Genomic DNA, 6,095 nt, shown 5'->3' on the forward strand with positions numbered 1-6,095 from the left:
CAGGGCGAAGCCGGCAGCATGACGGGGTCGCGGCGTTGCCGCATTGCCAGGAGGCTGTCATGCCCCTTTTTCTGAGTCGTCTTGTCCGGTTGAGCCCGGCGTTGTTGTTGGCCGGCGCGGCGCAGGCCGCCACCGACCATGTGGTGTCGCAGCAGGTGCCTGGCGTGTATCACCAGCAGATCGGCACGTTGCAGGTCACGGCCCTGTTCGATGGCACCGTGGCGCTGGGCAGGCAGGAACTGGTCGGTATTGAACCCGGCGCGGTGACCCGTCTGCTGGATCACCGCTACGTGCCCGAAGACGGCAAGGGTCTGCAGACGGCGGTCAACGCCTACCTGGTGCAACGCGATCAGCACCTGACCCTGGTCGATACCGGTACGGCACAGTGCTTCGGTCCCGGTCTGGGTCAGGTCCTGGGCAACCTGCGCGCCGCCGGTTATGACCCGGCCGAGGTCGACGATGTGCTGCTGACCCACGCCCATCCGGACCACCTGTGTGGTCTGCTCGATGCCAATGGCAAAGCCGCCTACCCCAATGCCACGGTGTGGCTGTCGCAGGCCGATGCCGACTATTGGTTGAATCCGGCCAGCGAGGCGGCCGCGCCGGCAGGCGTGCGTTTCGCGTTCGCCTTGGCGCGCACGGCCGTCGCGCCCTATGACGCCGCCGGCAAGGTCAAACGCTTTGCTCCCGGCCAGGCACTGCCCACCGGTGTGACCGCCCTGGACAGCCACGGCCACACCCCCGGCCATGTGTCCTGGCGGCTCGACGGTGGCAAACAGCAGCTACTGGTATGGGGCGACATCGTGCACTTCCATGCCGTGCAGTTCGCGCAGCCGACCGCCAGCTTCGAGGCTGATAGCGACAAGGTGGCGGCAATCGCCAGCCGCCGCGCGATGATGGCGCAGGCGGCCGACCACGGCTGGTGGGTGGCGGGTGCCCACCTGCCATTCCCGGGTTTAGGCCATGTGCGACACGAAGGCGAGGCCTTCGCGTGGGTGCCGGGCGAATTTGCGCCGTTGCCGGCGCGGTGATTGCGCGGGTGGCCTCGGTCAGACGGCTTCCGGGGCCGGTTTGTTCAAGCCCAGCCAGCCACCAATGATGCCGCGCGCTTCGTCCACGCCCTGACGGGCCGGACCGGAGAAGGTCTGCACGCTCACGGTGTCGCCGAACGAGGACTGCAGGTCCTTGCGGACCTTCTGCAGGGCGATGCCCTGCTGGCCACGGCCGAGCTTGTCGGCCTTGGTCAGCAGCGCGTGCGCCGGCAGGCCGCGCTGCACGGCATAGCCCAGCATCTGCCGGTCGTAGTCCTTCAGCGGGTGACGGATGTCCATCACCACCACCAGGCCGCGCAGGGCCTCGCGGGTGCGGAAGTATTGGTCAATGAAGGCCTGCCAGTGTGCCTGCAGGTCCAGCGGCACCTTGGCGTAGCCGTAACCGGGCAGATCGACCAGCTTGGCCTCCGGGGTGACCTCGAAGAACACCAGCTGCTGGGTGCGGCCGGGGGTCTTGGAAACCCGGGCCAGGCTGTTCTGGCGGGTCAGGGCATTGAGGGCGCTGGACTTGCCAGCATTGGAGCGACCGGCAAAAGCCACTTCGGCCCCGACGTCGTCCGGCAGTTGCCGGATGTTGTGGGCCGAAAGCAGGTAATGGGCGCGTTCTAGGAGCAGTGACATATGCATAGGATCGCATGTCCGGGCCGGAAGCGCCGCTGCCGGCCGGTTTTTGCCGCACTGCCGCGTTGACCCCGGCGCAAACCGGCATGGATAATCGGCCGATCCCCGCGGGTGCACCCTGTACCTGCCAGGCCGGTCCACACGGAGCTTCCGCATGCGCCATGCTCGCGTTCTTGCCGTTTCCGCTGTTGCTGTATCGCTGCTGGCCGCTGTTGCGGTCGCCCAGACTTCGATCACCCCGTTGCCCGACAACGCACCGGTGAAGACCGCCTCGCTGGAGGTGGATTTCAGCAAAACCACCTGGGGCGACCCCAAGGCCGGGCAGACCAAGGCCGCCGCCTGCGCGGCCTGCCACTCGGCCGACGGCAACTCCACGGTGGAGATGTACCCCAGCATTGCCGGCCAGAGCGAACGCTACGTGGCCCAGCAGATGGCCCTGATCGCCAACGGCCAGCGCAACTCCGGGGCGGCGGCGGCGATGGTGCCCTTCGTACAGGACCTGACCCCGCAGGACATGCGCGACATCGGTGCCTACTTCGCCACCCAGAAGGCCAGCGCCGGCCTGGCCGATGACGGCGTGGTCGCCGAAGGCCCGTACAAGGGCCTGAAGTTCTACGAGGTCGGCCAGCAGCTCTATCGCGGCGGCGATGCACAGCGCGGCATTCCCGCCTGCATGGCCTGCCATGGCCCCACCGGAGCGGGCAATCCCGGCCCGGCATACCCGCACATTGGCGGCCAGCACGCCAGCTATGTGGCGCGCCGCCTGCAGGAGTACCAGGCCGGGGTCACCCAGGAAACCGACAAGGCACACTTCCAGATCATGGCCAGCATTGCCAAGTCGTTGACCGAACAGGAAATCCAGGCGCTGGGCAGCTATCTGCAGGGATTGCACAACCGCGCCGACGACGTGGTGGCCGCCCCCGCCCGCGCGCCCTGAACCGTTCGCCCGCGACCAGCGGCAGGTGCGCCTGCCGCGCAGGCAAGGTATGGTCCCCTTCACGCCGGCATCAGGCCGGCGTTGTTTTTTTCCGATGGAGATGGATGTTGAAGACGTTGATCCCCCGCCTGATGCTGGTGCTGCTGGCCCTTTCCCCCTTGGCCGCCGTGGCCGCTCCGTCTGCCGCGCCGCCGGTGGAAGGCACCGACTACGAGGTGCTGGCAAACCCGGGCACGTTTGCCCCGGCCGGTGGCCGGATCGAAGTGGTGGAAGTGTTCGGCTACACCTGCCCGCACTGCGCACACTTCGAGCCGTCGCTGGAAGCTTGGGCGAAGAAGCTGCCCAAGGACGTCAATTTCATTCCGGTGCCGGCCGCGTTCGGCGGGCCATGGGATTCCTTTGCACGCGCCTATTACGCCGCCGAGCAGGTGGGCGTGGCCAAGCGCAGCCATGCGGCCATGTTCAAGGCCCTGCACGTGGACGGCTCGCTGCCGATGCAGAACATTTCGCCGGATGAACTGGCCACCTTCTACAAGCAGTACGGCGTGGAGCCCGAACGCTACATCGCGGCGCTGAAGAGCGACGCCGTCGAGCAGAAGGTGGCGGCCGCGCGGGCCTTTGCCAAGCGCACCCGGATTCCCGGTACGCCCTCGATGATCGTCAATGGCAAGTATCTGGTGACCGGCAACGGCTTCGATGAGCAGTTGCGCATTGCCAGCGCCCTGATCGCCCGCGAACGCGGTGCCAAGGCTCGCTGAACCCTCACACGTCCTGCACGCGGCGGTGCGCTGACCGCGTGTCATCATGCCTCCCTGGCCGGCGCATGACGCGTCGGCTTTCCCCTGCTCTATCGCTGGAGACGCTTCCATGAAAAACCGTTTCGCCCTCGCGCTTGTGGCCCTGTTGCCCATCCTGGCTGCCTGCCAGGCCAAGGACGGCAGTGAAAACACCACCGCCCCGGCCGCTCCGACCACCACCGAAGCACCGGCGACCACCACGCCGGAAACCAGCGCCGCCAGCGGCGAGACGGCGGCCGCCGAGCAGGCCGCTGCCGAAGCAGGTGCGCAGACTCCGGCCGAGACCGGCGCTGCCCCGGCTGCCACCGCTCCGGTCGGCCCGGAACCGGTCGAAGGCACCGACTACATCGTGCTGAAGGCCGGCGCTCCGTTCGCCCCGGCAACCGGCAAGATCGAAGTCGCCGAGATCTTCGGTTTCGTCTGCCCCGCCTGTAATGCCTTCCAGCCGCTGGTCGGCCCCTGGAAGGCAGGCCTGCCCAGTGACGTCAACTTCGTGTACGTGCCGGCCATGTTCGGCGGCACCTGGGACACCTACGGCAAGGCGTTCTACGCCGCGCAGAACCTGGGCGTTGAAGAGAAGACCCACGAAGCGCTCTACGCTGCCATCCATACCAACAACGAACTGAAGGGCGAGCGCGGTCGCGACACCCCGGAAGACATCGCCAACTTCTACGCCAAGCACGGCGTGGACGCGAAGAAGTTCCTGAGCGAAATGAATGGCTTCTCGGTCAACGGCCAGACCAACAAGGCCAAGCAGTTCGCCCAGCGCAGCGAGATCACCGGCACCCCGTCGATCGTGGTCAACGGCAAGTACCTGGTCAAGGGCAAGGGCTTTGCAGACACCCTGCGCGTCGCCGATCACCTGATCGCCCGCGAGCGTGCCGCCAAGGCCAACTGAGTTTTCGAAGCATCAAGAGAGACCGTGGTGACAACCCCCAACACCCGGACCCTGCGTCTGCTGACGGCCAATATCCAGGCCGGCTCGAGCACCCGCCGGTACAGCGACTATGTGACCCGCAGCTGGTCACATGCGCTGCCGGCGGGACGCAAACGGTCCAGCCTGGACGCCATCGCCCAGCTGGCCCGTGGTCATGACATCGTCGGCCTGCAGGAGGCCGACCCCGGCAGCCTGCGCTCGGGCTTCACCAACCAGACCCACTATCTGGCCGAGCGCGCCGGCTTCAACTACTGGAGCCACCAGCCGAACCGCCGCATGGGCGGTGTGGCCTCGAGCGCCAACGGGCTGTTGAGCCGACTGGAGCCGGTGGAAGTCCAGGACCACGCCCTGCCCGGCCGTATTGGCGGGCGCGGCGTGCTGCTGGCGAAGTTCGGCGAGGGCAGCGAGGGCCTGCTGGTGGCCGTCGCCCACCTGTCACTGGGCACCAATTCGCGCATGTCGCAGTTGGCGTTCATTGCCGAACTGCTCAGTGACCATCCCAACGCGGTGCTGATGGGCGACTTCAACTGCCTGGCCGACCGGCCGGAAATGCAGGCGTTGTATCAGAAGACCACCCTGCAGCCGCCCGGCTGCGCGGTGCCGACCTTCCCCAGCTGGCGACCCGACCGCGCCATCGACCACATCCTGCTCAGCAGCAACCTGCAGCAGCGCAGCGCCGAAGCGGTGCCGGCCGCGTATTCGGATCATCTGGCGCTGGCGATGGAGATTGATGTTCCAGCACACGCGGTGCGGTAGTTCTCCGTAGCCACGCAGGGCGTGGCTCTACGTATTGATCGGCATCTGGGTGGGTTTTGCGGTCAACGTACTTCCCACCGACGCCACCACCGTGCAACCGATCGCCGCCCACTGCAACGCGGTGAGATGCTCGGCCAGCAGGCCCATTGCCAGCACGGCGGCCACCGCCGGTTCCATGCTGATCAGAATGCCGAAGGTCTCCTTCGGCAGACGCTTGAGCGCCATCATCTCCAGCCACATCGGAATCGCGCTGGACACAATCGCCACGCCCAGCCCGAACAGCAGGATCTTCGGGTCCAGCAACGCCGCGCCGGCATGCGCCACGCCCACCGGCACCACCACCAGCGCCGCCGCGCACATGCCCAGCGACACGGTGTGACCGGCCGGCAGATGCCCGGCGCGCTTGCCGAAAATGATGTACATCGCCCAGCATGCCGCCGCACCCAGGGCGAACATCACCCCGGTCGGGTCCAGCGGTTCGCCATGACCCAGCGGCAGCAGCAACAGCAGCCCGGCCACCGCGCATCCCACCCAGAGGAAATCGACCGGCCGGCGCGACGACCACATCGCCACCGCCAACGGGCCACAGAACTCGATGGCCACGGCAATGCCGAACGGAATCGTGCGCAGGGCCATGTAGAACAGCAGGTTCATCGCCCCCAGGGTGATGCCGTAGCGCAGGATCGCGCCGGCATCGGTCCGGCTGGTGTTCCAGCGCCACGGTCGGAACACCGCCAGCAGCACCAGCGCGGAGAAGCCCACGCGCAACGCACTGGTGCCTTGCGCACCAATCAGCGGGAACAGTTGTTTGGCAAACGAGGTCCCGACCGCAAGTGCGGTAACGGAGCCCAATACGGCCAGAACGGGAAGCAGGGAGGCGTGGCGCGACGTCGACATCGCGGGAGGATAGAGCCGAATGGGGCGGCCGGATATCCCGTAGAGCCACGCCCTGCGTGGCTGCGATTCCCCTGGACACCGCGAAGCCACGCAGGGCG

7 protein-coding genes are annotated in these 6,095 nt (G+C 67.1%); 5 read left to right on the forward strand and 2 right to left on the reverse strand.

Features of this window, described 5'->3' with window-relative positions; translation table 11 throughout:
• Positions 1–59 precede the first annotated feature (59 nt).
• Positions 60–1,031 carry an MBL fold metallo-hydrolase gene (locus QMX83_RS09195; RefSeq protein ID WP_282296323.1) on the forward strand — a complete coding sequence of 324 codons (972 nt, stop codon included), beginning with the start codon at positions 60–62 and terminating at the stop codon, positions 1,029–1,031.
• 18 nt (positions 1,032–1,049) lie between these two features.
• On the opposite strand, the gene yihA is transcribed toward QMX83_RS09195, so the two are convergent.
• Positions 1,050–1,673: a ribosome biogenesis GTP-binding protein YihA/YsxC gene (gene yihA / locus QMX83_RS09200; RefSeq protein WP_282296324.1), complete on the reverse strand. Its 624-nt coding sequence runs from the start codon at positions 1,671–1,673 to the stop codon at positions 1,050–1,052.
• 154 nt (positions 1,674–1,827) lie between these two features.
• Here yihA and QMX83_RS09205 point away from each other — a divergent pair, with 154 nt between their 5' ends.
• The 4 genes from QMX83_RS09205 to QMX83_RS09220 all read left to right on the forward strand — a co-directional run bounded on the left by QMX83_RS09205 (position 1,828) and on the right by QMX83_RS09220 (position 5,100).
• Complete coding sequence (locus QMX83_RS09205) at positions 1,828–2,610, forward strand: c-type cytochrome (protein WP_282296325.1); 783 nt, start codon at positions 1,828–1,830, stop codon at positions 2,608–2,610.
• A gap of 104 nt (positions 2,611–2,714) precedes the next feature.
• Entirely contained in the window at positions 2,715–3,368 is a 654-nt protein-coding gene (locus tag QMX83_RS09210) for a thiol:disulfide interchange protein DsbA/DsbL (RefSeq protein ID WP_282296326.1), read from the forward strand.
• A 109-nt stretch (positions 3,369–3,477) separates the two neighbouring features.
• Complete coding sequence (locus QMX83_RS09215) at positions 3,478–4,305, forward strand: thiol:disulfide interchange protein DsbA/DsbL (protein WP_282296327.1); 828 nt, start codon at positions 3,478–3,480, stop codon at positions 4,303–4,305.
• A 57-nt stretch (positions 4,306–4,362) separates the two neighbouring features.
• Positions 4,363–5,100, forward strand: a complete 738-nt coding sequence (locus QMX83_RS09220; protein ID WP_282296329.1) for an endonuclease/exonuclease/phosphatase family protein — start codon at positions 4,363–4,365, stop codon at positions 5,098–5,100.
• A 27-nt stretch (positions 5,101–5,127) separates the two neighbouring features.
• Here the strand turns inward: QMX83_RS09220 and QMX83_RS09225 are convergent, their stop codons facing one another.
• Positions 5,128–5,997: an EamA family transporter gene (locus tag QMX83_RS09225; protein ID WP_282296328.1), complete on the reverse strand. Its 870-nt coding sequence runs from the start codon at positions 5,995–5,997 to the stop codon at positions 5,128–5,130.
• Positions 5,998–6,095: the final 98 nt, after the last annotated feature.

Origin of the sequence: Stenotrophomonas sp. PS02289 (assembly GCF_029960115.1) — a bacterium.
Classification (GTDB): domain Bacteria; phylum Pseudomonadota; class Gammaproteobacteria; order Xanthomonadales; family Xanthomonadaceae; genus Stenotrophomonas.

Coding starts and splice junctions, on each gene's coding strand:
- QMX83_RS09195 (WP_282296323.1), top strand. CDS start 60: ATGCCCCTTTTTCTGAGTCGTCTTGTCCGGTTGAGCCCGGCGTTGTTG.
- yihA (WP_282296324.1), bottom strand. CDS start 1,673: ATGTCACTGCTCCTAGAACGCGCCCATTACCTGCTTTCGGCCCACAAC.
- QMX83_RS09205 (WP_282296325.1), top strand. CDS start 1,828: ATGCGCCATGCTCGCGTTCTTGCCGTTTCCGCTGTTGCTGTATCGCTG.
- QMX83_RS09210 (WP_282296326.1), top strand. CDS start 2,715: ATGTTGAAGACGTTGATCCCCCGCCTGATGCTGGTGCTGCTGGCCCTT.
- QMX83_RS09215 (WP_282296327.1), top strand. CDS start 3,478: ATGAAAAACCGTTTCGCCCTCGCGCTTGTGGCCCTGTTGCCCATCCTG.
- QMX83_RS09225 (WP_282296328.1), bottom strand. CDS start 5,997: ATGTCGACGTCGCGCCACGCCTCCCTGCTTCCCGTTCTGGCCGTATTG.